Consider the following 23,825-nt stretch of genomic DNA (forward strand, 5'->3'; position numbering starts at 1 on the left):
CCCCGGTCACTCCGCCCCGGTCGTCCCCGACGGCCGGGGCGGTTCCGTGTGCGGAAGCGGTGCCGCGGGCCGGGGCGGCGCCGGGAGCGGGGGCAGGTCCGCGGGCCGGGGCGGCGCCGGGAGCGGGGGCAGGTCCGCGTACGGGGGCGTCTCCCAGGAGGCGGGGAGGTAGTCGTACGGCACGTAGTCCTCGTCCTCCCCGTCGTCCTCGCCGGTCAGCGGGAAGCCGGACACGGCGGCGGGTGCGGAGGCGACGGAGGGCGCGGCGGAGGCCGCCAGGGCAGGTTCCGGCGCCGCGGCCGCCCTGACCTTCCCGGCCTTCCTGGAGGCCTTCGGCGGCTTCGGCGGCTTCGGTTCCCTCGGCCGTTCCGAGCGGGGGACCCGGCGGCCCCAGGCCCGCACCGTCAGCGCCGTCGGCAGACCGACGGCGACCCCCCACAGCACCGCCGCCGCGCCCGCCTGCCACCACACCGGGCCGAAGGCGAGCAGCCGGCCCGTGCCCAGCGGGCCGCCGGCCGCGCCCGCGAGGACCGCGACCGCCGCCCCGGAGGCCCAGGCCGCGCCCAGCGCCGCGAGCGCCGTCTCCCGGGCCCGGCCGGTGCCGGTGGAGCGGCCCACCGAGCGGCCGAGGGCCACCGCCGCGAGCAGCGGCACGGTCGCCGCCGCCCACTGCGGCCAGCCGCCGCGCCCCTCCGGCGGCAGTGCCGCCAGGAGCGGGAAGGGCGGCACGGCGGGGTCGCCGAGGAGGCCCAGCGGGGTCGCGAGCGCGCCCGTGCCGAGGGCGAAGCCGGGACCGAGGCCGTACGCGGCGGCCCACACGGCGGCGTTCGGCAGCAGCGCGAGGACGAGGAGCGCCAGCGCCACCCGACCGGACCACTCCCCCGCGATTCCCTCGAACGAGGCCCGCGCCGCGCCCGCGCGCCAGACCAGCGCGGTCCCGGCGAGCACCGCGCCGCCCGCGAGCAGCGTCACCAGGCCGGTGCCCGCCCCGCGCAGCGCGGCGGCGACCTCCTCCCGGCCCGGCAGGGGCCGCCCCAGCGCCGCCCAGACGCCCGCGCCGGTCGCGCCGAGGACCACGCCGGGCAGCCACAGCCCGGCGGTGACGAGGTCGGCGGGGAGCGGGCCGCTCTCGCTGTAGACCACGATCACGGCGGCGACCAGCAGGTACCCCCCGGAGACCGCGCCCAGCGCGCCGGCCGGGGAGGGCCTGGGACGGTTCTCGTCGGCGGGGTCGAGGGTGGACCGGGCGGTCCGGTGGAGCAGCCAGACCGGCAGCGCGGAGAGCAGCAGCGGCACGATCCCGAGCGGTGCGGGGAGCCCGCCGAGGGTGTCGGTGCGGAGGAGGTCCACGCCGTGGGCGAGGAGCCAGAGCCCGGCGGCGAGGTGGAGGGCGCCGCCGGCGCCGCTGTCGGGGAACGGCGAGCTGATCCAGGCCACGATCACCAGGACCGCGAGCGTGCCGACGCCGAGTCCGGCGGCGACCCCGCCGCGGACGCAGGCGGTGGCGAACGCGGCGGAACGCCCGCCCTGGACCAGGGTGTGCTCGGTCAGGTGGGTCACGGGGGCCATGCTGCCAACGACACGCGCTTTCGCGGCGTAACAGGCAAACATCCGTTGTGTCGCTCAAGATACGTTTATGTACTTTTCCGCCCAGAGGTGTTCTGCGGGAGGTCGACACCGATGAGCCAGACGAGCCGGGGCGGCGACACCGCGCCCCCCTCCGCCGCCACCGCGCTGCCGACACCGAAGGAGCGGCGCCGGCTGCGCGAGGCGCTCTGCCTGAGCGAGGAGCAGGTCGCCGAGGCGATGGGCGTCACGAAAGCCACCGTCAAGGCCTGGGAGACCGGCCGCTCCGCCCCGCGCGGCCGCAAGCGCGAGGCGTACGCGAAGCTGCTCGGCGACGCGCCGGCGGACGTCTCCGAGGAGACCCCGGGCGCCGCCGCCGAGAAGCCGGCCCCCGGGCCGGCTCTCACGCCCGCGCCCGCCGACGTACGGCCGAAGGTCGCCGCCAAGCGGGCCGCCAAGCCCCCGAAGGCGCCCTCCGGACTCGAACAGCGCAAGAAACCGGCACCGGCACCGGCACCGGCACCGGCACCGCAGCCGGGGCCGGAGCCGGAGCTGGAACCGGAGTCGGAGTCGGAGTCCGTGGTGGAATCCGCGCCCGCGCCCGTGCCCGGGCTCACGCCCGAGCAGGCGTTCGACGCACTGTACGCGTACGCGGCCCCCGGCCTCGTCCACCAGGCATATCTGCTGACCGGACGCCGGCAGCTCTCCCGGGAGGCCGTCGAGCACGCCTTCCGGCACGCCTGGGAGCACTGGCCCGAGGTGGCCACGGACGCCGACCCGGTCGGCTGGGTGCGGGCGGCGGCGTACGAGTACGCCCTCTCGCCCTGGCACCGGCTGCGCCGCGCCCACCGGCATCCCGACGCCCCGCCGACCGAGGCCGGGCGGCGGGCGCTGCTCGGCGCGCTGCTCGACCTGCCGGCGCCGTACCGTCGTACCGTCCTGCTCTACGACGGGCTCGGGCTCGATCTGCCCGAGACGGCCGCCGAGACGGAGGCCAGCACCCCCGCCGCCGCCAACCGGCTGCTGTACGCGCACGCGGAGATCGGCCGGCGGGTGCCGGAGCTCGCCGAGCCCGAGGCGCTCCAGCGGCGGCTCGCCGCGCTGGTCGCGGAGGCGCCGACGGCGACGCTGCCGGGGGCCCGTACGGTCCGCGGCGGCAGCGAGCGGCGGGCCCGGCGGACGACCCGGGCGGTGGTCGGGGCGACGGCGGTGCTCGCCTGCCTCACGGCCCTGACGGCGGTCACGGCGCCGACCCGGTACATCCCGGAGGTCGCGCCCGGCCAGACCGTCAACGGCGTGCCGGTGCGCGGCGGGCCGCAGCAGCTCGGCGAGGAGGACGTGGAGCTGCGCGACCGGCTGCGCTCCCAGCCGAACCCGGGTCCCGAGCGGCTGATCCCGGCCGCCGAGTAGCCGCCGGCGTGCCCCCCGGTACGCGCGTGGGCCCCGCCCCTCCGGTCTCCCGGAGGGGCGGGGCCCACGCGCTTACGGCCTGTGCGGTGCCGTTCCTCAGCCCGCGAGGATGGCGCGCGCCAGCTTGGCGGTCTCGGTGGGGGTCTTGCCGACCTTCACACCGGCGGCCTCCAGGGCCTCCTTCTTCGCCGCGGCGGTGCCGGAGGAGCCGGAGACGATGGCGCCGGCGTGGCCCATGGTCTTGCCCTCGGGGGCGGTGAAGCCCGCGACGTAGCCGACGACCGGCTTGGTGACGTTGGCCTTGATGAAGTCGGCCGCACGCTCCTCGGCGTCGCCGCCGATCTCGCCGATCATGACGATCAGGTCGGTGTCGGGGTCCGCCTCGAAGGCCGCGAGGGCGTCGATGTGCGTGGTGCCGATGACCGGGTCGCCACCGATGCCGACGGCGGACGAGAAGCCGATGTCACGGAGCTCGTACATCATCTGGTACGTCAGCGTGCCGGACTTCGAGACCAGGCCGATGCGGCCCGGCTTCGTGATGTCGCCCGGGATGATGCCGGCGTTGGACTGGCCCGGGGTGATGAGACCGGGGCAGTTCGGGCCGATGAGGCGGGTCTTGTTGCCCTTCTCCACGGCGTACGCGTAGAACGCGGCGGAGTCGTGGACGGCGATGCCCTCGGTGATGACGACGGCGAGGGGGATCTCGGCGTCGATCGCCTCGACGACGGCGGCCTTGGCGAAGGCCGGCGGCACGAACAGGACCGAGACGTTGGCGCCGGTCTCCTTCATGGCCTCGGCGACGGTGCCGAAGACGGGGACCTCGGTGCCGTCGAAGTCGACCTTGGTGCCGGCCTTGCGCGGGTTCACGCCGCCGACGATGTTGGTGCCGTCACCCAGCATGAGCTTGGTGTGCTTCATGCCCGTGGCACCGGTCATGCCCTGGACGATGACCTTGCTGTCCTTGTTGAGGAAGATAGCCATGGCTGTTCTGTCCCTCTTCCCTTACTTCGCAGCCGCGAGCTCGGCGGCCTTGTCGGCCGCGCCGTCCATGGTGTCCACACGCTGCACGAGCGGGTGGTTGGCGTCCGACAGGATCTTGCGACCCAGCTCCGCGTTGTTGCCGTCGAGGCGGACGACGAGCGGCTTGGTGACCTCTTCGCCCTTCGAGGCGAGGAGCTCCAGGGCCTGCACGATGCCGTTGGCGACCTCGTCACAGGCGGTGATGCCGCCGAAGACGTTGACGAACACGGACTTGACGTCCGCGTCGCCGAGGATGATCTCCAGGCCGTTCGCCATGACCTCGGCGGAGGCGCCGCCGCCGATGTCGAGGAAGTTGGCCGGCTTCACGCCGCCGTGGTTCTCACCGGCGTACGCGACGACGTCCAGGGTCGACATGACCAGGCCGGCGCCGTTGCCGATGATGCCGACCTCGCCGTCGAGCTTGACGTAGTTGAGGCCCTTGGCCTTGGCGGCGGCCTCCAGCGGGTTGGCCGCGGCCTTGTCCTCCAGGGCCTCGTGCTCCGGCTGGCGGAAGTCGGCGTTCTCGTCGAGCGAGACCTTGCCGTCGAGGGCCAGGATGCGGCCGTCCTTGGTCTTGACCAGCGGGTTGACCTCGACGAGGAGGGCGTCCTCGGCGACGAAGGTGTCCCACAGGGTGACCAGGACCTCGGCGACGCCCTCGGCGACCTCGGCCGGGAACTTCGCCTGGGCGACGATCTCGCGGGCCTTCTCCAGGGTGACGCCGTCGTTGGCGTTGACCGGGACCTTCGCGAGGGCCTCGGGGGTCTTCTCCGCGACCTCCTCGATGTCCATGCCGCCCTGCACCGAGGCCATGGCCAGGAAGGTGCGGTTGGTGCGGTCGAGGAGGTACGAGACGTAGTACTCGGCCTCGATCTCCGGGGACAGCTCGGCGATCATCACCTTGTGGACCGTGTGGCCCTTGATGTCCATGCCCAGGATGTCCGTCGCGCGGGCGACGGCCTCGTCCGGGGTGGCGGCCAGCTTGACGCCGCCGGCCTTGCCGCGGCCGCCGACCTTCACCTGGGCCTTGACGACCGACTTGCCGCCAAGACGCTCGGTGGCCTCGCGCGCCGCCTCAGGCGTGTCGATGACTTCACCGGCCAGCACCGGTACGCCGTGCTTGGCGAAGAGGTCCCTCGCCTGGTACTCGAACAGGTCCACGCGCGTCCCTTTTCTAGATGATCGCGGTTCGTTGTCTGCGTGGGCGTGCCGCGGAGGGCAACGTGACTGCGCTGTCACTAGGGAGGCGTACACGGTGACCGTGGACGCGGCATGTCCGTCCCGCAGGTTATCCCCGTGGGCCGTGGGTCCCTAAATCGCAGATCACAACCCGGCGGTGATACGGGTCACAGAACGTAGGGGCGAAGGGGCTTTCCGTGGGCGTCCGGGCACCCCCGTCCGGACGCCATCGAGCAGGCGGGGGGCGGGGTTTGCCGCCCTCACGCCACGCCGGTCGGCCGGGTGAGGGCCACCCGGCGGTGGATGTGATATGGGCCTCAGTGGCCCCGGGCGCGCCCGTCCGGGTGGCGGCGCGGCGACGGAATCCGCACGGGAGCGGGCTCAGACGGCGTCGGGTATCGGCAGCGGCCGCTTCTCCAGGGCGGCGGCCATCACCTCCGGGAAGAGGTCGGGGGTGCAGGCGAAGGCGGGCACGCCGAGGGCGGCGAGCGCGGCGGCGTGCTCCCGGTCGTGGGCGGGGGCGCCCTCGTCGGAGAGGGCGAGCAGGGCGACGAACTGCACCCCGGACGCCTTCATCGCCGCGACCCGCTTGAGCATCTCGTCGCGGATGCCGCCCTCGTACAGGTCGCTGACGAGGACGACGACGGTGTCGGCGGGGCGGCTGATCCGCGACTGGCAGTAGGCGAGCGCGCGGTTGATGTCGGTGCCGCCGCCGAGCCGGGTGCCGAAGAGGACGTCGACGGGGTCGTCGAGCGCGTCGGTGAGGTCCACGACGGAGGTGTCGAAGACGACGAGCCGGGTGGCGACGGCCCGGAGCGAGGCGAGGACGGCGCCGAAGACGGAGGCGTACACGACGGAGGCGGCCATCGAGCCGGACTGGTCGACGCAGAGGACGATCTCCTTGCGGACCGCCCGGGAGGTGCGGCCGTGGCCGATCAGCCGCTCGGGGACGACCGTGCGGTGCTCGGGGAGGTAGTGCTTGAGGTTGGCCCGCAGGGTGCGGTCCCAGTCGATGTCCCGGTGGCGGGGGCGGCTGATCCGGGCCGAGCGGTCGAGGGCCCCGGTGACGGTGGCCCGGGTGCGTGCCGAGAGCCGGGCCTCCAGGTCGTCGACGACCTTGCGGACGACGGCCCTGGCGGTCTCGCGCGTGGTCTCCGGCAGCGCCTTGTTCAGGGAGAGCAGGGTGCCGACGAGGTGCACGTCGGGCTCGACGGCCGCCAGCATCTCCGGCTCCAGGAGGAGCGTGGCGAGCCCGAGCCGGTCGATGGCGTCGCGCTGCATGACCTGCACGACGGAGCCGGGGAAGTAGCCGCGGATGTCACCGAGCCAGCGGGCGACGGAGGGCGCGGAGCCGCCGAGCCCGCCCCTGCGCTCCCCGCCGTCCTCGCCGTCTCCGCCCTTCCCGGTGTCGTAGAGGGCGCCGAGGGCGGCGTCCATGCCGGCGTCGGTGCCGGTCAGGGCGCGGCCGGTCCCTTCGGCGTCGCCGCCGCCCAGGACGAGCCGCCAGCGGCGCAGCCGCTCGTCCGCCGTGGTGGTGCGGGTGCTCATGCGGGGACCTCCGGGCCGAGGACGAGCGCGAGGAGGGGGAGGACGCCGTCGGCCCGCTCCTCGTCGAGGGCGGCGGCGAAGCCGGGGACTCGGGCTGCGGAGCCGGGGCCGGCGGCTCCGGGCCCCCGGACGACGAGCTCGCCGAGGGCCCGCCGCACCCCCTGCTCGTACGCCCCGAAGGTGCGCCGCAGCAGCGGCAGCACGTCGGTGAACGCCTCGGCCGGTACGCCGGTGAGCCAGCCGTCCAGGAGGGCGAGGAGGCGCTCGTCGTGGACGAGCAGCAGCCCGCCGCCGGGGCCGCCGACGAATCCGTCGATCCAGGCGGCGGCGTCGGCGGGCGGGGTGCCGGGCGAGAGGGCGAGGCCCATGAGCCGCGCCGTCTCCTCGTCGGGGAGCCGCCCCTCGTCGAGGAGGATCCGCACGGCGCGGCCCCGGAGGACGCCGGGCACCCGCTCCCCGCCGGCGAGCCGGCGCAGGGCGTCGGCCCAGCGGGAGGCGAGGGCGGCCGGGTCGTCGGCCGGCGCGGGGTCGGGGAGGAGGGCGATCGCGGTGTGGACGGCGTCCAGGCGCTCGCGCATCCGGTCGGCGGCGTCCGCGTCGAGCCCGGCGCAGGCGGGCGGGAGGCCGACGCGGATCCGCTCGGCCAGGCCGGTGGCGACGCCGGCGAGGGCGGCGGTGTCGGTGCCGCGCACGTCGCCGTAGCGCAGGGCGCGGGCGAGGGCCGGAAGGGCGTCGGCGAGGTGGGCCACGTCGGTGTCGAGCGCGGCCCGGTCGGCGAGGGCGCCGAGGACGGCGGGGAGGGCGTCGGTGAGGCCGCCGAGGAGGCAGCGCTCGGCGAGGCCGGTGATCTCGCCGAGGTCGGCCGCGGTGAGGGCCAGGGACACGGCCCTGGCGGTGGCGGCGTCCTCGACGGTGGTGCCCCAGACTCCGGCCTCCGCGACCCTGACGTGCAGTTCGGGCTGCCAGCGCAGCCGCCAGGACTCGCGGAAGGTGCCGGTGCCGGCGCGGCCCGCGGCGGGCAGGCCCCAGTCGACGCCGAGGAGCCGGAGCCGGTGGAGGAGGCGGCTGCGGGCGGCGTCGGTGTCGCGGCGCAGGTCGAGGTCGAGCTCGCGCTCCTCGGCCTCGGGTGTGAGCCGGAGGCTCCGGCGGAGCCGGTCGAGGTCGCGCTGGAGCGGGACGGCGGGCGCGGCGGCCGGGACCTCTCCGAGGTCGTCACCGACGACGAGCCGGTCCCTGACGAGGGCGAGCGGCACGTCGGAGCCCTCGCAGAGGACGGCCCGGACGGCGTCGGTGGTCTCGGCGAGGCCGGGGCGCGGCCGGCCGCGCACGGCGGCGAGGGTCTCGGCGAGGCGGACGGCCTCGATGACGTGGGCGGAGGAGACGGGGTGGTCGGCCTCCCGGAGAAGGCCCGCGACCTTGGTCATCCAGCGCTCGACGGGCCGGTCGGGGGCGGCGAAGAGGTGGCCGTACCAGCCGGGGGACTCGACCCCGGCGCCGTATCCGGAGCGGCGGGCGAGCCGGCGGTGGGTCCAGGGGACCCAGGTCAGTTCGGCCTTCACCTTGGGCAGGCCCTTGAGGAGGGCGCGGTCGGCGGTGGCGGTGGTGCGGCGGGCGAGGGCGGGGACGTGCCAGGCGCCGCAGACGACGGCGACGGCGTCCCCGAACTCCTTGCGGGCGGCGCGCAGTTTCAGCCGCATGTGGGCCTCGCGGACCGGGTCGCGCGGCCGGCCGCCGTGCCCGTACCGCTCGCGCAGGGCGGTCATGGCCTCGGCGAGGGCCTCGAAGGGGGCGAGGGGGTCGGTGTCGCCGCGGTGTTCGACGACGTCCTCCCACCACTGTTCGGGGTCCTCCCGACCGGCGGCCCGGGCGAGCGCGGCGAGGGGGTCGACGGGGGCGGAGCCGTCGGCCTCGTCCTCGCCGTCGCCCCAGGTGGGGTCGGCGGCGGCGAGGGTGTGGGCGGCGGGCAGGTCGACGAAGCGGACGGGGACGTCCCGGGCGAGGGCCCAGCGCAGCGCGGTCCACTCGGGAGAGAAGGCGGCGAAGGGCCAGAAGGCGGCCCGGCCGGGGTCGTCGACGGCGTGGGCGAGGAGGGCGACGGGCGGCCGCATCTCCGGGTCGGCGGCGAGCGCGGCCAGCGCGTCGGCCTCGGCGGGGCCCTCGATCAGGACCGCGTCGGGCCGGGCCGCGTCCAGGGCGGCGGCCACCCCGCGCGCGGAGCCGGGTCCGTGGTGCCGGACCCCGAGCAGCAGCGGCCCGGCGGCCTGCCGCGCCCGGAGCTCCGCGGGCGCCGTGGTGAGGGCGGTCATGCGCTCACCTCGCGGCAGGCACGGTAGAAGTCCTTCCAGCCGTCGCGCTCTCTCACCACCGTCTCCAGGTACTCCTGCCAGACGACCCGGTCGGCCGCCGGGTCGCGGACGACGGCGCCGAGGATGCCGGCGGCGACGTCCGAGGGGCGCAGCACGCCGTCCCCGAAGTGGGCGGCGAGGGCGAGGCCGCCGGTGACGACGGAGATGGCCTCGGCGGTGGAGAGGGTCCCCGAGGGGGACTTGAGCCTGGTGCGGCCGTCGGCGGTGACGCCGTCGCGGAGCTCGCGGAAGACGGTGACGACCCGTCGGATCTCCTCGACGCCCTCGGGCGGGGCGGGCAGTTCGAGGGAGCGGCCCAGCTGCTCGACCCGGCGGGCGACGATGTCGACCTCGTCCTCGGGGGTGGCGGGCAGCGGCAGCACGACGGTGTTGAAGCGGCGCCGGAGCGCGCTGGACAGCTCGTTGACGCCCCGGTCGCGGTCGTTGGCGGTGGCGATGAGGTTGAAGCCGGGGACGGCCTGGACCTCCTCGCCGAGCTCGGGGACGGGCAGGGTCTTCTCGGACAGGAGGGTGATGAGCGTGTCCTGCACGTCGGCGGGGACGCGGGTCAGCTCCTCGACGCGGGCGGTCGCCCCGCGCTCCATGGCGCGCATGACGGGGCTGGGGACGAGCGCGGCGCGGCTGGGGCCCTCGGCGAGCAGCCTGGCGTAGTTCCACCCGTACCGGATGGCCTCCTCGGGGGTGCCGGCGGTGCCCTGCACGAGGAGGGTGGAGTCGCCGCTGACGGCGGCGGCGAGGTGCTCGGAGACCCAGGTCTTGGCGGTGCCGGGGACGCCGAGGAGGAGCAGCGCGCGGTCGGTGGCGAGCGTGGTGACGGCGACCTCGACGATGCGCCGGGGGCCGACGTACTTCGGTGTGATCACGGTGCCGTCGGGGAGCGTGCCGCCGAGGAGGTAGGTGGCGACGGCCCAGGGCGAGAGGCGCCAGCGGGCGGGCCGGGGACGGTCGTCGGCGGCGGCGAGCGCGGCGAGCTCGTGGGCGAAGGCGTGTTCGGCGTGGGGCCGCAGGGCCTCGGCGGGGCCCGGGCGGCCCGGGCCGGTGTCCGTCACGGCACCGGCGCCGGGCTGCTCGTCGGTGGTTGCGGGCACGGTCATGGATCCCCCTCCAGATCGTTCGACCTGCTGTGCGATCCACGGTGCACCACGCCACTGACAATCGACTTGCGCCGCAGCTCAGCGGCGCGATCGAGGGGTTCCGACGGCCGGTTGGGGACCGTCGCGGGCGGGGACGGCCGGTGGGAGACCGTCGCGGGCGGGGACGGTCAGTTGAAGACCGGGGAGACGGCGACGCAGCCGCCGGCCATGGCCTGCTCGCCCTTGGCCTCCTTGATGACCTTGCCCTGGTAGACGACCTTGCAGGTGAGGTCGGCGGGCTTGGTGGAGACGGGCATGACGGCGGGCGGCATGATGCCGTGCAGCTTCACGGTCCTGGTCCACGGCACGGTGGGCTTCTTGTCGCTCTCGACCTGCGGCTGCATCGCGGTGCCGTCGCCGGCGTGGTACTCGATCGACTCCACGGCCGTGCCGGTGACCTCGTAGGTCACCTCGTAGCTTTCGGTGACGGCTTTGTCGACCTGGTCGGCGGCCTTGTCGGCCGCTTCGGAACAGGCCCCGAGCCCGAACGCGAGGCCGGCGACGGCGAGGGCCGAGGCGGCGGTGCGGACGGTGCGGTTCATGGTGGTACTCCCCCTGCACGGTGGTGCGGTCGAAGGGCTCACGCTGGTTCGCGCGAGCTCGCACAGCACCGTAAAGGACCGGTAAAACAACGGTGTCGCCGGGGTCCTCCTTCGGCAGGGAATCCCCAGGTCAACTGCGTTGTCAGTGGCGGAGAATACCGTCAGGTGCATGAATGCGACGGGGACGCGGCGGACGGCCGGGCAGGTGCGGGCACTGGCTCCTGACGAGGCGTCGCGCAGAGCGGGCGACGGGCTCGCCACGGCCGGGCCGTGGAGCGGCGCGGGCGGCCGCGACGGGGTCGTCTGGGGGCAGTGCGCGAGCAGCGGCCGCACGCCGTACCGCACGGTCGTGGACACGGCGGGGCCCGTGTACGCGTGCACCTGCCCGAGCCCCACGTCCCCCTGCGCGCACGCGCTCGGTCTGCTGCTGCTCTGGGCGGCGGGCGACCCGGCCGTGCCGGACGGGGCCGAACCGCCCGGCTGGGCCGCCCGCCGGCTCGCGCCGCGGACGGCGGCGCCGGCCGACCCCGAGGCGGCCCGCCGCCGGGCCGAGCGCCGGGCGGCCCGGGTGACGGCGGGCGCGGAGGAGCTGGAGCGCCGGCTCGCCGACCTGGTGCGCGGCGGGCTCGCGGCGGCCGGCCGCCAGGGGTACGGCCTGTGGGAGGAGACCGCGGCCCGCATGGTCGACGCGCAGGCGCCCGGGCTCGCCGCCCGGGTCCGCGGGCTCGGCGCGATACCGGGCTCGGGCCCGGGCTGGCCGGTGCGGCTCCTGGAGGAGTGCGCGCTCGCCCATCTCCTGGACCGCGCGTGGCTGGCCGCCGACCGGCTGCCCGACGGTCTCGCCGCGACGGTGCGGACCCGGGTCGGCCTGCCGTCCGTCGCGGCCGGCCCGGCGGTACGGGACCGCTGGCTGGTCCTCTCCCGGACCGACACCGGGGACGGCCGGCTGACGACCCGTCGCATCTGGCTGTACGGCACGGCCGGCGGTCGTACGGCCCTGGTGCTCTCGTACGGCGCGGCGGGCCGCGCACCCGCCCTCGCCCTGCCGGTCGGCGCCCTGCTGGACGGCGAACTGACCCCGCACGCGGGCTCCGGACAGCTCCGCGCGGACCCCGGCGAGCTGGTCCCGGCCCCCGGCCCGGCCGCCCCGCCGCCGGGCGGACCGGTCGGCGCGGCCCTCGACGCGTACGGCCGCGCCCTGCGCGAGGACCCCTGGCTGGAGTCCTGGCCGGCGACGCTCGCCCGGGTCGTCCCCGCGCGCGCGGAGTACGGCTGGCAGCTCGCCGACGCCGACGGCCACGAGGCCCTTCCCGTGGCGGCCCCGGACCGCCCCGCCCTCTGGCGCCTCCTGGCCCTGTCCGGCGGCGCCCCCGTCACGGTCTTCGGCGAGTGCGGACCCGGGGGCTTCACCCCTCTGACGGCCTGGTCCCCGGAATCCCCGGAGGACCCGGTCCCCCTGACGTGACCTGCCCGCCCCCGCCGTGTGGGCAGGCGTTCCGCCCGGGGGTCCCCCTGGACGAGGTCCTCGGGGGAGGAACGGGTGGGCGCACGGGACGGCGCGCCGAGCCGCGCCCGGACTTCCCCCCTGAACCCGCACCCCGCGCACGCCGCCGTACGGGTGCGGGGCCCACGACCACGGAGGAACCGTGACGACAACAGACACCGCGTGGGAGCGCCTGGTCGCCGCCGCCCTGCTGGGCACCGACCGCCGCCCGCCCGCAGGCGCACGCGGCGCCGAGGCCGCGAGCACGCTGCTCGACGCCGCCGCCCGCCACACCCTCCGCCGCCGCGCGGGCCTCCGCCCCGGCCCCGCCGCCGTACCCCCCGAACCGGCACCGCACGACCCGCGCCCCGCGCTGCCCGAAGCGGCCCGGCGCCGCCTCGACCACCTGCTGGCGGGCCGGGGGGCGGTCCCCGCCGCCGGCCGCCGCGGCACGGCGCCGGACCTCGCCGAACTGCTCCCGCAGTGGCTGGCGCTGGCCGGCGAGCGCGGCTACAAAGCGCCGCCGGCCGCCCTGCCGGCCCTTCTCGACGCGGCCAGGGCCCGTACCGATCTGCGCCCGCGGGCCCTGGCGTTCGCCGGACCGCGCGGAGTGTGGCTGGCCCGGCTCAACCCGGAGTGGCGGTTCGCGCTGCGCGGCGGCGCCGGCGGCGCCCTGCCGGACCCCGGGGACGAGGAGGCGGTGCGGAAGCTGTGGGAGGAGGGCCTGTTCGCCGAGCGGGTCGCCCTCCTCGGAGCCGTACGGGCGAAGGATCCGGCGGCTGGACGGGCTCTGCTGGCCACGACCTGGGCCGGCGAACGGGCCGAGGACCGGCTGATGTTCCTGGACTCGCTGCGCGCCGGCCTGTCGGCGGCGGACGAGGAGTTCCTGGAGGCCGCCCTCGCCGACCGCAGCCGCAACGTCCGCGCCACCGCCGCCGAACTGCTCTCCGCGCTGCCGGGCTCCGCGTTCGCGGGCCGCATGGCGGCCCGGGCACTCACCTGCGTGGGCCTGGACCGGACGGCGTCCGTGCCGACGGTCGTCGTGGAGGCTCCGCACGAGTGCGACGAGGAGATGCGGCGGGACGGCGTGGCCGCGGTGCCCCCGGCGGGCCGGGGCGAGCGGTCCTGGTGGCTGGGCCAGCTGGTGGAGGCCGCCCCGCTGGCCTGCTGGCCGGCCCGGTTCGGCGGGCGGACCCCGGAGGAGATCGTGGCGCTGCCGGTCGCCGACGACTGGCAGCCGGAGCTGCACGCGGCCTGGTGCCGGGCGGCGGTGCGTCAGCGGGACGCGGCCTGGTCGCGGGCGCTGCTCGGCGCCCCTTCGACGCCGCCCGCGACGGGCCCCGGCACCTCGTCGCTGGCCGAGCGGGCGCAGCTGCTGTCGACGCTCGACCCGGCGGAGCGGGCCCGCTGGGTGGCGGCGTTCGTGGCGGCGCACGGCCTGTCCGAGGCCTTCCAGCTGCTCGGGGTGTGCACGGTGCCGTGGGCGGAGCCGCTGGGCGAGGCGGTGATCGACGCCCTGGACGTCGCCCGGGACGCGGGCAGCTATCCGTGGAGCTTCAGCGGGGTGATGGGGCTCGCGGAGCGCTGCCTCTCCCCCGACGCGGCCCGCCTCCTGGCGTCGTCGGCGGCGGTCCCGGAGGCGGAGGACACCTCTCCGGGCGCGGGCGCCTACTGGTCGGAGGCGTTCCAGCGCCTGGTGGCCACGCTGGACCTGCGCGCCCGCATGCGTGCGGAACTGGACGGCCCGCCGGGCTGACCCGCCGGGTGGGGGCACAGGGGGGACCGGACGGCCGGGAGCCCGTCGGAGGGGGCTCCCGGCCGTCCGGTGCGCACGGTGCGTGCGGCCGTCAGGCGGCCACGCGGACGTTCGCGTTGACCCAGTCGACGATCGACGCGGTCGTCGCGCCCGGGGTGAAGATCTCCGCGACGCCCTTCTCCTTCAGCGGCGGGATGTCCGCGTCGGGGATGATGCCGCCGCCGAAGACCTTGATGTCCTCCGCGTCGCGCTCCTTGAGGAGCTCGATGACCTTGACGAAGAGCGTGTTGTGCGCACCCGAGAGGATCGAGAGGCCGATCGCGTCGGCGTCCTCCTGGATCGCGGTGTCGACGATCTGCTCGGGCGTCTGGTGCAGCCCGGTGTAGATCACCTCCATGCCGGCGTCGCGCAGGGCCCGCGCGATGACCTTGGCCCCACGATCGTGGCCGTCGAGACCCGGCTTGGCGACGACCACGCGGATCGGACCGGTCACACCCATCACTGCCTCCACATGCGACCCCCGCGCGTCTGTGCCGGGGAGGTGAACGAACGTTATCGACAGCATCCCGCAACGGGCCGTTTCGCGGTGCCCGGCGAGGGGGAAATCACACGTGGGACACGTTCGTTCCGCGACCTGCTCCGCTCCGGGCCCTCCTCCTGGGCCCCCAGCCGCCCGCGGGGCCGGCCGCGAAAGGAGCCGCGGCGCCGGTCGCCGGGGCCCGTGCCGTCGTCCGTACGGCACGGGCCCCGGCGTACCGCGCCCCGGCGCCGCACGGGAGGTCGGCGATGGAGTTCGCCAAGGTCACCGCCCTGTTGAAGGCCACCACCCTCGAAGCCGCCGTCCTCACCGGCCGCCTCGTCCTCTATCCGTCCGGGATCGTTCCGGAGCGCCTCGCCCCGGCGCGCCCGAACGACGGGCCCGTGCCTCTCGCGGGCGGCGGCGGCCGTCCGGTGGTGCTGCTGCACGGTTTCGTCGACAACCGCTCCGTCTTCCTGCTGCTGCGCCGCGCGCTCGCCCGGCACGGCCGCCACCACGTCGTGTCCCTCGACTACCCGCCGCTCACCGCCGACCTGCGGACCGCCGCCGAGGCCCTGGGGCGGCGGATCGAGGCCGTCCTGGTCCGCACCGGCCGGACCGAGGTGGACCTGGTGGGGCACAGCCTGGGCGGGCTCGTCGCCCGTTATTACGTACAGCGCCTCGGCGGTGACGCACGGGTGCGGACCCTCGTCACCCTCGGCACCCCGCACGCCGGCACCTCGGTGGCGGCGCCGCTCGCCGACGCGCACCCGCTGGTGCGGCAGATGCGCCCGGGGTCCGAGGTGCTGCGGGAGCTGGCCGCGCCGGCACCGGGCTGCCGGACGCGGTTCGTGAGCTTCTGGAGCGACCTGGACCGGATCATGGTGCCGGTGGAGACGGCCCGCCTCGACCATCCCGACCTGCGGGTGCACAACGTGCGGGTGAGCGGCATCGGCCACCTGGCACTGCCCGTGCACCCGACGGTGGCGACCGGAATCCTCACCGCCCTCGACGGGGACGCGGCCGAGGACGGCGGGGCGGAAGGGGCGGCCGAGGGGATCGCCGAAGGAACGGCCGAAGGGGCTTCCTCGGTGGCTTGAAGTCGCCAGTCGACGGCGACACCCCCGACCCGTTTTTCGAACATCTCTCGAACACAAGGCCAAAGGTCTGTGCGCGAGCTGGCGAAACACTGCCGATTGCCCGTTTCCTGCGCCGTCCAAGCCCGCCGAAGATTGTCGGTCCCGCGTACCGCCGGGTACAGTCGCGCCACTGCTTCCCCCCCGGGACACCCCCTGTCGGGCCCGCCCCGGACTGGTCCTGCTGCCGAGGCGAGAGAGACGTTGGTGAACGACCAGCACCCCCACGCCGGGTACGCCGGAGACGGCGCCCACCTCACCGGCGGCTTCGCGGCCGACCCGCTCTTCGGGGCCTGGTCCGACGCCGGCCAGACCGGCCACAGCGGCCAGTGGGACCTCGGTCAGCACGCCGCCGCCGGCGCGTACGACACGACCGGCCAGTGGAGCACCGCCACGGACGCCTACCCGGCACAGGACGTGTACGGGCAGCACCAGCAGTACGACACGACGGGCCAGTGGGACGCCTCCGCCTGGACCGAGGCGCAGCACACCGGCCAGTACGAGACCCTGCACTCCGGCGCCTACACGGCGCAGGGCGCGTACGGCCAGGAGGCGTACGACGCCACCGGCCAGTGGGCCGCCCCCGCCTTCGCGACCGACACCGGCGCGTACGACGCCACCGCCTGGAACCAGACCGCCGACCCGGTCGAGCCGGTCGTCCCCCAGCAGTACGTCCCCACGGCCGAACAGGCCGACCACACCGCCGAGTTCGCCTACGAACCGGCCCCCGAGCCGGAGACGGCGTACGAGTCCGAGGCCGACGTCGCGTACGAGGACGTCGCGTACGAGACCGGACCGGGCCACGAGGACGCGTCCGCCGAGACCCCCGAGCCCGCCACCGAGGTCCGTACCGACGCCGCCGCCGCCCGCCCCGTGCGCCGCTCCGCCGGCGGCAGCCGCGCCCGGCGCCGCACCCCCGCCAAACGCTCCGCGCTGCTGACCGTCGCCGTTCCCTCCGCCTGCGTCATGGGCGTCGCCGGCATCGCGGCCGCCTCCGTCGGCGGGCTCACCGGCGGCACCGAGGCCCCGAAGCAGAAGGACACCACCGCGCTCGCCGCCGCCGACCCGGCCGCCGTGAAGCAGATGGCGGCCAACACCGCGCTCGACACCCAGCTCAGCGCCCTCGACGCCGACGTCCGCGACTTCGGCGACCGCGCCAGCCGCACCCAGGAGCGCATCGACCTCAAGGCCCGCCAGGCCGCCGAGAAGAAGAAGCGCGAGGAGGAGGCGGCCCGCAAGGAGGCCATGCGCCCCAAGTTCATGCTTCCGGTGAAGCTGCACCAGCTCAGCGCCCGCTACGGCCAGTCCGGCGTCAACTGGATGTCCCTGCACACCGGCATCGACTTCCCGGTGCAGTACGGCACCCCCGTCATGGCCGCGACCGACGGCACCGTCCGCACCCAGTGGAACCCCGCCTACGGCAACATGGCGATCGTGACCGCCGCCGACGGCACCGAGACCTGGTACTGCCACCTCAGCAGCACCAAGATCCGCTGGGGCCAGGTCAAGGCCGGCGACGTCATCGCCTACTCCGGCAACTCCGGCAACTCCACCGGCCCGCACCTCCACTTCGAGGTCCGGCCCGGCGGCGGCTCCGCGATCGACCCGCTGACCTGGCTGCGCAGCAAGGGCCTGGACCCCACGAGCTGAGACCCGCACCCGTACGGGGGAGGGCCCGGTCCAGCTGGACCGGGCCCTCCCCCGTACGGGTGACTGGAGACGGGTGGCTAGAGCTTCTCGACCGGCGCGTACCGTAGCACCAGCCGCTTCGGCTTCTCGTCGCCGAAGTCGATCGTCGCCTGTGCCTTGTCGCCCTCGCCCGACACCGCCAGGACCGTGCCCAGGCCGAACTGGTCGTGGGTGACCCGGTCGCCGACCGTCAGCGAGACCACCGGCTTGTCCGAGCCCGCGCGGCGCGTCGCGAAGCCGGACGGGCCGGAGCGGGCGCGCGAGGAGGAGAGCGAGGCCGTCAGCGAGGAGGCGATCCCCGAGGTCGGACCGGCGGGCTTCGCCACCGGCCCCGTCCGCTTCCACTCCAGGTACGCCGGCGGGATCTCCTCCAGGAAGCGGGAGGCCGGGTTGTACGAGGGCTGGCCCCAGGCGCTGCGCATCGACGAGCGGGTGAGGTACAGCCGCTCGCGGGCGCGGGTGATGCCCACGTACGCCAGGCGCCGCTCCTCCTCCAGCTCCTTCGTCTGGCCGAGGGCGCGCATGTGCGGGAAGACGCCGTCCTCCATGCCGGTGAGGAAGACCACCGGGAACTCCAGGCCCTTCGCGGTGTGCAGGGTCATCAGCGTGATGACGCCGGAGCCCTCCTCGTCCTCGTCGGGGATCTGGTCGGAGTCGGCGACGAGCGCGACCTTCTCCAGGAACTCGGCGAGGGTCCCGGCTCCTTCCTCCTCCCCGCGCTCCTGCTCGAACTCCAGTGCCACGGCGGCGAGTTCCTGGAGGTTCTCGATCCGGGTCTCGTCCTGCGGGTCGGTGGAGGCCTGGAGCTCGGCGAGGTAGCCGGTCCGCTCCAGGACGGCCTCCAGGACGACGGCGGGGCCCGCGCCGGACTCGGCGATGGTGCGGAGCTCGTCCATGAGGACGTTGAACCGCTTCACGGCGTTGGCCGAGCGGGCGGCCATGCCGTAGGCCTCGTCGACCCGCTTGAGGGCCTGCGGGAAGGTGATCTTCTCGCGGAGCGAGAGGGCGTCGATCATCGCCTCGGCGCGCTCGCCGATGCCCCGCTTGGGGACGTTGAGGATCCGGCGCAGCGGGACGTTGTCCTCGGGGTTGGCGAGGACGCGCAGGTAGGCGAGGACGTCCCGGACCTCCTTGCGCTCGTAGAAGCGCACGCCGCCGACGACCTTGTAGGGCAGGCCGACGCGGATGAAGATCTCTTCGAAGACGCGGGACTGGGCGTTGGTCCGGTAGAAGACGGCCACGTCGCCGGCCTTCGCCTCGCCCTTGTCCGTGAGCCGGTCGATCTCGTCGGCGACGAACTGGGCCTCGTCGTGCTCGGTGTCCGCGACGTAGCCGGTGATCTGGGCGCCCGCGCCGGCGTTGGTCCACAGGTTCTTGGGGCGGCGGGACTCGTTGCGCTCGATGACCGCGTTGGCGGCCGAGAGGATCGTCTGGGTGGAGCGGTAGTTCTGCTCCAGGAGGATCGTCGTCGCGTCCGGGTAGTCCTCCTCGAACTGGAGGATGTTGCGGATCGTCGCGCCGCGGAAGGCGTAGATCGACTGGTCGGCGTCGCCGACGACGCACAGCTCGGCCGGGCCGAGGTCCTCGTAGCCGGTGCCGACCAGCTCGCGCACCAGGGTGTACTGGGCGTGGTTGGTGTCCTGGTACTCGTCGACGAGGACGTGGCGGAAGCGGCGGCGGTAGTGCTCGGCGACGTCCGGGAACGCCTGGAGCAGGTGGACCGTCGTCATGATGATGTCGTCGAAGTCCAGCGCGTTCGCCTCGCGCAGGCGCGCCTGGTACATCCGGTACGCCTCGGCCAGCGTCTTCTCGAAGCCGTCGGCGGCCTGGTCGGCGAAGGTCTCCTCGTCGATCAGCTCGTTCTTCAGGTTGGAGATCTTGGCGCTGAAGGACTTCGGCGGGAACTTCTTCGGGTCGAGGTCCAGGTCGCGGCAGACCAGCGCCATGAGGCGCTTGGAGTCGGCGGCGTCGTAGATCGAGAAGGAGGAGGTGAAGCCGAGCCGCTTGCTCTCCCGGCGCAGGATGCGGACGCAGGCGCTGTGGAAGGTCATCACCCACATCGCGTTGGCCCGCGGGCCGACGAGCTGCTCGACGCGCTCCTTCATCTCGCCGGCGGCCTTGTTGGTGAAGGTGATCGCCAGTATCTGGCCGGGGTGCACGTACCGCGTGCCCAGGAGGTGGGCGATGCGGTGGGTGAGGACCCGGGTCTTGCCGGAGCCGGCGCCGGCCACGATGAGCAGCGGGGAACCCGTGTGGACGACGGCGGCCCGCTGCTGCTCGTTGAGCCCGTCCAGGAGGGAGGCCGGGTCCACGGCCGGGCGGTGGGCGCCGTCCCGGTAGTACGGGTCGCGGGGCGGGGGCGCGTCGAAGTGCTCCCCGAACAGGTCGTGCGGGACCTCCTCCGCCGGGGCGCCGTGCTCGTCGTCCTCGGGCGGGGGCGGGGCGTCCTCCGGGGAGTGGGACTGGAGGCCGGCCAGGAAGCTGTCGTCAAAGAGGCTGCTCATCGCCTCACGAGTCTAGGACGCCGCGCCGACATCCGGTCCCGCCTTCGTCAGGTCGCGGACGTGACGGCCCCCACCCCCGGCGGGCGCGGCTCAGACCCAGAGGGTCGCGATGAAGACGTTCGCCGTGGTCAGGCCGCCGACGGCGGCGAAGAGGCCCTTGTCGGCGGTCTCGTCGTCGCGCTTGACGTAGACGATGCCGAGGATCACCACGAGGATCGCCAGCTTGATGCCGATCTTGAGGTTGTTCACCGTCTGGTCGTCGGCCTGGTTGAGGCCCACGAGCGCGACGCCGGTGACCAGCATGGTCAGCGCGCCGTGCAGCATGGCCGGGTTGAAGCGGGCCGTGCCGGCCCCGATCGCCTTCATCTGGGTGAGGAAACCGCCCAGGAGGGAGGCGATGCCGATGATGTGCAGCGCGACGAAGACATTGATGAGGACGTCCATGGGGCGGAGCCTAACCGTGCCCCTAACACCGCTCTCCGGCCGGGTCCACCCACTCCCCCGCTTCGGTCGCCCACCCCCTGGAAACCTTCGCCGACCACCCGCGCGGGCGAAAGGAAACGGTCCCCGAGGGCCATCCGACGCCAATAGCGGTCAAGCCCCGGCCGGCGCGTGACGCCCGGGTCTAGCGTCCTGCCCCAGGTGGTCGGCGCCCCACCCCGCCGGTCCACCCGGCGGTGCCGGCCCCCCGCCGGAGAACCCCGGCGGCGGCCCGTCTCCCCTGTGCGGTCCGCCGCCGGCCCCGGCCGGCACCGTCCCCCACAGGGAGAGGATGTGACCCGCCCTCGTGGCAGCGCACCGAAAACCCCGGCCGTCTCCGCTCGGCCGCCCCGCGGCCCGCACGGCCGCCACGCTCGCCCTCGCCTCCGCGGCCACCGCGACCCTCTTCGAGGGCTCCGGGCACGCCGACCCGGCCGGACCCCGCCGCACCCCCGCCCAGGTCAGGACCGAGGTCGACCGCCTCTACCAGGAGGCCGAGGTCGCCACCGAGCGGTACAACGGCGCGAAGGAACGGGCCGACGCCGCCCGCGTCTCCTACGACCGGCTCCGCGACGAGGCCGCCCGCCGCACCGAGCGGCTGAACACCGCCCGCCAGAGCCTCGGGGCCGTCGCCGCGGCCCAGTACCGCTCCGGCGGCCTCGACCCGGCCCTCCAGCTCGCCCTCACCTCGGACCCGGACGACTACCTGGAGCGGGCCGCCCTCGCCCAGAAGGCCGGCGACCGCCAGGCCGCCGCCGTCACCGCCGTACGCCGGGAGATCGCCGGACTCGCCCAGCTGCGCGCCGAGTCCGCCGACCGGCTCACCGCCCTGCGCGGCCACGAGGCCGAACTGCGCCGCCAGAAGGCCGCCGTCCTCGACAAGCTCGCCGCCGCCCGCCGGCTGCTCGCCCGCCTCACCGCCGAGGAACGGGCCCGCTACGAAGCCGCCGTCGCCGCCCGCACCACTCCCGCGGCCGCCGGGGCCTCCGGCACGGCCGCCGGGAGCGGTGCCACGGCCCGGGCGGACCGCTCCTCCGGCGACCGGGGCACGAGCGCCGGGCCCGGAACCACCCCGGCCTCCGCCTCCGTCTCCGCTCCCGCCACCGGCCGCGCCTCGGCCGCCCTCTCCTTCGCCCGCGCCCAGCTCGGCAAGCCGTACGTCTGGGGCGCCACCGGCCCCTCCGCCTACGACTGCTCGGGGCTCACCCAGGCCGCCTGGCGCGCCGCCGGGGTCTCCCTGCCCCGCACCACCTACACCCAGATCAACGCCGGACGCCGGGTCTCCCGCTCCGAGCTGGCCCCGGGCGACCTGGTCTTCTTCTACTCGGGGATCAGCCACGTGGGCCTCTACATCGGCGGCGGTCAGATGATCCACGCGCCCCGGCCCGGCGCCCCCGTCCGGATCGCGCCGATCGACGAGATGCCCTTCGCGGGCGCCACCCGCGTCGCCTGAGCCGCCTCAGACCAGACGGCGGGCGGTGGCCCAGCGGGTCAGCTCGTGCCGGTTGGAGAGCTGGAGCTTGCGGAGCACCGCGGAGACGTGCGACTCGACGGTCTTCACCGAGATGTACAGCTGCTTGGCGACCTCCTTGTACGCGTAGCCGCGGGCGATCAGCCGGAGCACCTCCCGCTCCCGCTGGGTCAGCCGGTCCAGGTCCTCGTCCACCGGAGGCGCGTCGGTGGACGCGAAGGCGTCCAGCACGAAGCCGGCGAGGCGCGGGGAGAAGACGGCGTCCCCCTCCTGCACCCGGAAGATCGAGTCCACCAGGTCGGTGCCCGTGATCGTCTTGGTCACATAGCCGCGGGCACCGCCCCGGATCACGCCGATCACGTCCTCCGCCGCGTCCGAGACGGAGAGCGCGAGGAAGCGGACCGGGTCCTCGGCGGCCGCCATCAGCCCGGCGCAGCGGCGCAGCACCTCGACCCCGCCGCCGCCGGGCAGGTGGACGTCGAGGAGGACGACCTCCGGCCTGGTCGCGGTGATCACGGTGACGGCCTGGTCGACGTCGGCGGCCTCGCCCACGACCTCGACGCCGGTGACGTCGGTCCGTCCGATCTCGGCCTGCACGCCGGTGCGGAACATCCGGTGGTCGTCGACGAGGACGACCCGCACCCGGCGCCCGGCACCGCCCGCGCTCCCCGCCCCGTCCGCGCCCGTCTCCCCGCCGGCTCCGGCCGTCGTCCCGGTCTCGTCGCTCATCCGTCCGCCCTCTCCATCTCCAGCTCGACCTCGGTACCCCCGCCCGGCACGGCCCGCAGGCGAGCCGTGCCGCCGTTGCGCTGCATCCGGCCGATGATCGATTCCCGTACGCCCATTCTGTCCTCGGGGACCTGGTCCAGGTCGAACCCGGGGCCGCGGTCGCGCACCGACACGAACACCGTGCGCCCCTCCACCTCGGCGTACACCTGCACCGCTCCGCCCTCGCCACCGTACTTCGCGGCGTTGACCATCGCCTCGCGCGCGGCCTGCATCTGCGCGGCCAGCTTCTCGTCGAGCGGGCAGTCTCCGACGACGACGACCTCCAGGGGCACGCCGTGGTTGTCCTCGACCTCGGCGGCTGCCCGCTTCACCGCCTCGGCGAGGGTCTCGGGCTCCTCGTCCTTGCCGGTGCCCTCGGGCTTGTAGAGCCAGTTCCGCAGCTCCCGCTCCTGGGCGCGGGCGAGCCGGCGGACCTCACCGGCGTCGTCGGCGTTGCGCTGGATCAGGGTGAGGGTGTGGAGGACGGAGTCGTGGACGTGGGCGGCGACCTCGGCCCGCTCCTGGGCGCGGATGCGCAGGGTCCGTTCCGCGGTGAGGTCCTGCGACATCCGTATGAGCCAGGGGCCGGCGAGGAGCGCTATGCCGGTGAGGACGGCGACGGAGGCGGTCAGCGCGGTGCCGATCTGGGCGATGGAGCCGCGCACGACGACGAAGACGGCGAGGCCGGTGCCGACCAGGGCCACGCCGACGAGCCCCCGCACGAGGTGGAAGCTGCGCCGATGTCGCGTGGCCCCCCGGCCGGTCCAGACCTCGGCGCGGGCGTTGTCCGCCTGGCGCCAGACCAGGACGACACCGACGCCGATGAGGAGCGTCGGCCACACGTACCGTCCGGTCTCGCCGTCGATCCGCAGGTTCGCGATGAAGACGGACGCGCCGATCGCCAGGGCGACGAGGGCGAGGATCTGGCCGCGGTCGGGTTTTCGGAGCCGGCGCCTGCCGTCCTCGGAGACCTCGAAGAGAGGGCGGGACTCGGCCTTGCCGCCGACGCCGAGCGGGACGACGATCCAGAACACCGCGTACAGCAGCAGCCCGAGGCCCTCGGTGAGGACGAGCACCGCGAAGACGGCGCGCACCCACGCGACGGGCAGACCGAGGTGTCCGGCCAGACCGCGCGCGACGCCGCCGAGCCACCGCCCGTCGGCGCTCCGGTAGAGCCTGCGCACGGGCGGTTCGTCGGTGTCGGTGACACGAGCGGTTGCGGACATGCACCGATCGTCACACGCCCGGCGCGCCCCG

General features: G+C 75.2%; 18 protein-coding genes. 6 read left to right on the plus strand and 12 right to left on the minus strand.

Annotated elements, in window-relative coordinates; translation table 11 throughout:
- Positions 1-6: 6 nt before the first annotated feature.
- Entirely contained in the window at positions 7-1,569 is a 1,563-nt protein-coding gene (locus tag IE245_RS16460) for a cell division protein PerM (RefSeq protein WP_189948087.1), read from the minus strand.
- A gap of 111 nt (positions 1,570-1,680) precedes the next feature.
- Here IE245_RS16460 and IE245_RS16465 point away from each other — a divergent pair, with 111 nt between their 5' ends.
- A complete protein-coding gene (locus IE245_RS16465) occupies positions 1,681-2,976 on the plus strand; it encodes a helix-turn-helix domain-containing protein (RefSeq protein ID WP_189948089.1) in 1,296 nt (431 codons plus the stop codon).
- A 96-nt stretch (positions 2,977-3,072) separates the two neighbouring features.
- Here IE245_RS16465 and sucD read toward each other — a convergent pair whose 3' ends face one another.
- The 6 genes from sucD to IE245_RS16495 form a co-directional block, all read right to left on the minus strand.
- The gene (sucD, locus tag IE245_RS16470) at positions 3,073-3,957 is read right to left on the minus strand and encodes a succinate--CoA ligase subunit alpha (RefSeq protein ID WP_189948091.1); all 885 of its coding nucleotides are present in this window, start codon (positions 3,955-3,957) and stop codon (positions 3,073-3,075) included.
- 21 nt (positions 3,958-3,978) lie between these two features.
- A complete protein-coding gene (sucC, locus tag IE245_RS16475; RefSeq protein WP_030750058.1) occupies positions 3,979-5,157 on the minus strand; it encodes an ADP-forming succinate--CoA ligase subunit beta in 1,179 nt (392 codons plus the stop codon).
- A 399-nt stretch (positions 5,158-5,556) separates the two neighbouring features.
- Positions 5,557-6,723, minus strand: a complete 1,167-nt coding sequence (locus IE245_RS16480) for a VWA domain-containing protein (protein WP_189948093.1) — start codon at positions 6,721-6,723, stop codon at positions 5,557-5,559.
- Positions 6,720-9,029, minus strand: a complete 2,310-nt coding sequence (locus IE245_RS16485) for a DUF5682 family protein (protein ID WP_189948095.1) — start codon at positions 9,027-9,029, stop codon at positions 6,720-6,722. The genes IE245_RS16480 and IE245_RS16485 overlap by 4 nt, the downstream gene beginning before the upstream one ends.
- Positions 9,026-10,183 carry an ATP-binding protein gene (locus IE245_RS16490; protein WP_189948097.1) on the minus strand — a complete coding sequence of 386 codons (1,158 nt, stop codon included), beginning with the start codon at positions 10,181-10,183 and terminating at the stop codon, positions 9,026-9,028. The genes IE245_RS16485 and IE245_RS16490 overlap by 4 nt, the downstream gene beginning before the upstream one ends.
- Before the next feature lie 167 nt (positions 10,184-10,350).
- Positions 10,351-10,764: a hypothetical protein gene (locus IE245_RS16495; protein ID WP_189948099.1), complete on the minus strand. Its 414-nt coding sequence runs from the start codon at positions 10,762-10,764 to the stop codon at positions 10,351-10,353.
- A gap of 169 nt (positions 10,765-10,933) precedes the next feature.
- Here IE245_RS16495 and IE245_RS16500 point away from each other — a divergent pair, with 169 nt between their 5' ends.
- Positions 10,934-12,229 carry an SWIM zinc finger family protein gene (locus IE245_RS16500; protein WP_189948102.1) on the plus strand — a complete coding sequence of 432 codons (1,296 nt, stop codon included), beginning with the start codon at positions 10,934-10,936 and terminating at the stop codon, positions 12,227-12,229.
- A 181-nt stretch (positions 12,230-12,410) separates the two neighbouring features.
- A complete protein-coding gene (locus tag IE245_RS16505; RefSeq protein WP_189948104.1) occupies positions 12,411-14,003 on the plus strand; it encodes a DUF5691 domain-containing protein in 1,593 nt (530 codons plus the stop codon).
- Between the two features lie 91 nt (positions 14,004-14,094).
- Here IE245_RS16505 and icmB read toward each other — a convergent pair whose 3' ends face one another.
- On the minus strand, positions 14,095-14,502 hold the full coding sequence (icmB, locus tag IE245_RS16510) for a coenzyme B12-dependent isobutyryl CoA mutase small subunit (RefSeq protein WP_169088618.1): 408 nt from the start codon (positions 14,500-14,502) through the stop codon (positions 14,095-14,097).
- Between the two features lie 287 nt (positions 14,503-14,789).
- Between icmB and IE245_RS16515 the strand changes: the two genes are divergently transcribed.
- Positions 14,790-15,620: an esterase/lipase family protein gene (locus tag IE245_RS16515; RefSeq protein ID WP_189948106.1), complete on the plus strand. Its 831-nt coding sequence runs from the start codon at positions 14,790-14,792 to the stop codon at positions 15,618-15,620.
- Between the two features lie 240 nt (positions 15,621-15,860).
- A complete protein-coding gene (locus IE245_RS16520) occupies positions 15,861-17,306 on the plus strand; it encodes a M23 family metallopeptidase (protein WP_444545736.1) in 1,446 nt (481 codons plus the stop codon).
- 77 nt (positions 17,307-17,383) lie between these two features.
- Here IE245_RS16520 and pcrA read toward each other — a convergent pair whose 3' ends face one another.
- Positions 17,384-19,849 carry a DNA helicase PcrA gene (gene pcrA / locus IE245_RS16525; protein ID WP_189948110.1) on the minus strand — a complete coding sequence of 822 codons (2,466 nt, stop codon included), beginning with the start codon at positions 19,847-19,849 and terminating at the stop codon, positions 17,384-17,386.
- Between the two features lie 90 nt (positions 19,850-19,939).
- Complete coding sequence (locus tag IE245_RS16530) at positions 19,940-20,293, minus strand: hypothetical protein (RefSeq protein ID WP_189948113.1); 354 nt, start codon at positions 20,291-20,293, stop codon at positions 19,940-19,942.
- 343 nt (positions 20,294-20,636) lie between these two features.
- On the opposite strand from IE245_RS16530, the gene IE245_RS16535 reads away from it, so the two are divergent.
- Positions 20,637-21,782 (plus strand): C40 family peptidase, encoded by a 1,146-nt coding sequence (locus IE245_RS16535; RefSeq protein WP_189948115.1) that lies wholly within the window; start codon positions 20,637-20,639, stop codon positions 21,780-21,782.
- Between the two features lie 6 nt (positions 21,783-21,788).
- Here IE245_RS16535 and IE245_RS16540 read toward each other — a convergent pair whose 3' ends face one another.
- Both IE245_RS16540 and IE245_RS16545 read right to left on the minus strand, forming a co-directional pair.
- Positions 21,789-22,529, minus strand: a complete 741-nt coding sequence (locus IE245_RS16540) for a LuxR C-terminal-related transcriptional regulator (RefSeq protein ID WP_189948117.1) — start codon at positions 22,527-22,529, stop codon at positions 21,789-21,791.
- Positions 22,526-23,794 (minus strand): ATP-binding protein, encoded by a 1,269-nt coding sequence (locus tag IE245_RS16545; protein ID WP_189948118.1) that lies wholly within the window; start codon positions 23,792-23,794, stop codon positions 22,526-22,528. Before IE245_RS16545 ends, IE245_RS16540 begins: the two co-directional genes overlap by 4 nt.
- Between the last annotated feature and the right edge of the window lie 31 nt (positions 23,795-23,825).

This window comes from Streptomyces roseolus (assembly GCF_014649855.1).
Classification (GTDB): domain Bacteria; phylum Actinomycetota; class Actinomycetes; order Streptomycetales; family Streptomycetaceae; genus Streptomyces; species Streptomyces roseolus.

Excerpts from the sequence above, each read along its gene's own strand:
- IE245_RS16490 (WP_189948097.1), bottom strand. The coding sequence starts at position 10,183 with ATGACCGTGCCCGCAACCACCGACGAGCAGCCCGGCGCCGGTGCCGTG.
- IE245_RS16515 (WP_189948106.1), top strand. The coding sequence starts at position 14,790 with ATGGAGTTCGCCAAGGTCACCGCCCTGTTGAAGGCCACCACCCTCGAA.
- IE245_RS16485 (WP_189948095.1), bottom strand. The coding sequence starts at position 9,029 with ATGACCGCCCTCACCACGGCGCCCGCGGAGCTCCGGGCGCGGCAGGCC.
- IE245_RS16500 (WP_189948102.1), top strand. The coding sequence starts at position 10,934 with ATGAATGCGACGGGGACGCGGCGGACGGCCGGGCAGGTGCGGGCACTG.
- sucD (WP_189948091.1), bottom strand. The coding sequence starts at position 3,957 with ATGGCTATCTTCCTCAACAAGGACAGCAAGGTCATCGTCCAGGGCATG.
- IE245_RS16460 (WP_189948087.1), bottom strand. The coding sequence starts at position 1,569 with ATGGCCCCCGTGACCCACCTGACCGAGCACACCCTGGTCCAGGGCGGG.
- IE245_RS16530 (WP_189948113.1), bottom strand. The coding sequence starts at position 20,293 with ATGGACGTCCTCATCAATGTCTTCGTCGCGCTGCACATCATCGGCATC.
- icmB (WP_169088618.1), bottom strand. The coding sequence starts at position 14,502 with ATGGGTGTGACCGGTCCGATCCGCGTGGTCGTCGCCAAGCCGGGTCTC.
- IE245_RS16465 (WP_189948089.1), top strand. The coding sequence starts at position 1,681 with ATGAGCCAGACGAGCCGGGGCGGCGACACCGCGCCCCCCTCCGCCGCC.
- pcrA (WP_189948110.1), bottom strand. The coding sequence starts at position 19,849 with ATGAGCAGCCTCTTTGACGACAGCTTCCTGGCCGGCCTCCAGTCCCAC.
- IE245_RS16545 (WP_189948118.1), bottom strand. The coding sequence starts at position 23,794 with ATGTCCGCAACCGCTCGTGTCACCGACACCGACGAACCGCCCGTGCGC.
- IE245_RS16480 (WP_189948093.1), bottom strand. The coding sequence starts at position 6,723 with ATGAGCACCCGCACCACCACGGCGGACGAGCGGCTGCGCCGCTGGCGG.
- IE245_RS16540 (WP_189948117.1), bottom strand. The coding sequence starts at position 22,529 with ATGAGCGACGAGACCGGGACGACGGCCGGAGCCGGCGGGGAGACGGGC.
- IE245_RS16495 (WP_189948099.1), bottom strand. The coding sequence starts at position 10,764 with ATGAACCGCACCGTCCGCACCGCCGCCTCGGCCCTCGCCGTCGCCGGC.